2 protein-coding genes are annotated in these 1,393 nt (G+C 68.3%); both read left to right on the forward strand.

What is annotated here, in order from left to right:
• Positions 1–171 (forward strand): glycine cleavage system protein H (locus QRN52_RS20090; RefSeq protein ID WP_502869737.1); only part of this gene is annotated, 171 nt, incomplete at its 5' end.
• On the forward strand, positions 168–1,393 hold a 1,226-nt coding region (glyA, locus tag QRN52_RS20095; protein ID WP_284755292.1), incomplete at its 3' end, for a serine hydroxymethyltransferase. The genes QRN52_RS20090 and glyA, both read left to right, overlap by 4 nt.

Raw genomic sequence — 1,393 nt, forward strand, 5'->3', positions numbered from 1 at the left:
TCCCCGGTGACGGGCGAGGTTACGGAAGTGAACTCCGCCGTCGTGGAGGATCCTGCGCTGATCAACAACGATCCGTACGGTGCGGGCTGGCTCTTCAAGGTGGCCGCCGAGTCCGACGGTCCGCTGCTTTCCGCGGAGGAATACGCTTCCAAGAACGGTGGCGAGCTGTGAGCGCCGCAACCGTCATTGAGCAGGTCGTTTCGCCGTCCCTGGACGCCGTGTTGTCCGAGCTGGATCCGGAGATCGCGGCGAAGATCGACGACGAGCTGAACCGCCAGCGTTCGGGCCTGGAAATGATCGCGTCCGAGAACCACACCGCCGTGGCCGTGATGCAGGCCCAGGGCTCGGTGCTGACCAACAAGTATGCCGAGGGCTACCCGGGCAAGCGCTACTACGGCGGCTGCGAGCATGTGGACGTCATCGAGCAGCTCGCGATCGACCGCGTGAAGGCCCTGTTCGGTGCCGGGTACGCGAACGTGCAGCCGCACTCCGGTGCCCAGGCCAACGCTTCGGTGATGCACGCCCTCATCAAGCCCGGCGACACGATCATGGGCCTGAACCTGGCCCACGGCGGGCACCTGACCCACGGCATGCGGATCAACTTCTCCGGCCGCCTGTACAACGTCATCCCGTACCAGGTCCGCGAAGAGGACCACCGGATCGACATGGCCGAGGTGGAGCGCCTGGCCCTGGAGCACAAGCCGGCGCTGATCGTGGCCGGCTGGTCCGCCTATGCGCGGCAGCTGGACTTCGCCGGGTTCCGCCGCATCGCCGACCTTGTGGGCGCGTACCTCATGGTGGACATGGCGCACTTCGCCGGCCTCGTGGCCGCCGGCCTGCACCCGTCCCCGGTCCCGCACGCGCACGTCACGACGTCCACGACGCACAAGACCCTCGCCGGTCCGCGCGGCGGCATCATCCTGAGCAACGACGCCGACATCGCCAAGAAGATCAACTCCGCGGTCTTCCCGGGCCAGCAGGGCGGCCCGCTGGAGCACGTGATCGCCGGCAAGGCCGTGGCCTTCAAGATCGCCGGTTCGGAAGAGTTCAAGGAACGCCAGGAGCGCGTCCTGGCCGGTGCCCGGATCCTGGCCGAGCGCCTCGTCCAGCCCGACGTCACGGCCAGGGGGATCTCCGTGATTTCCGGCGGCACCGACGTGCACCTGGTGCTCGTGGACCTGCGCGACTGCGAGCTCGACGGCCAGCAGGCCGAGGACCGCCTCGCGGCGATCGACATCACCGTCAACCGCAACGCGGTTCCGTTCGACCCGCGCCCGCCGATGGTGACCTCCGGCCTGCGGATCGGCACCCCGGCACTGGCCACGCGCGGTTTCGGTGAAGCGGCGTTCCGTGAAGTTGCGGACATCATCGCCGAGGCGCTGATCGCCGACGC

It is taken from the genome of Arthrobacter sp. efr-133-R2A-120 (assembly GCF_030209835.1).
GTDB lineage: Bacteria > Actinomycetota > Actinomycetes > Actinomycetales > Micrococcaceae > Arthrobacter.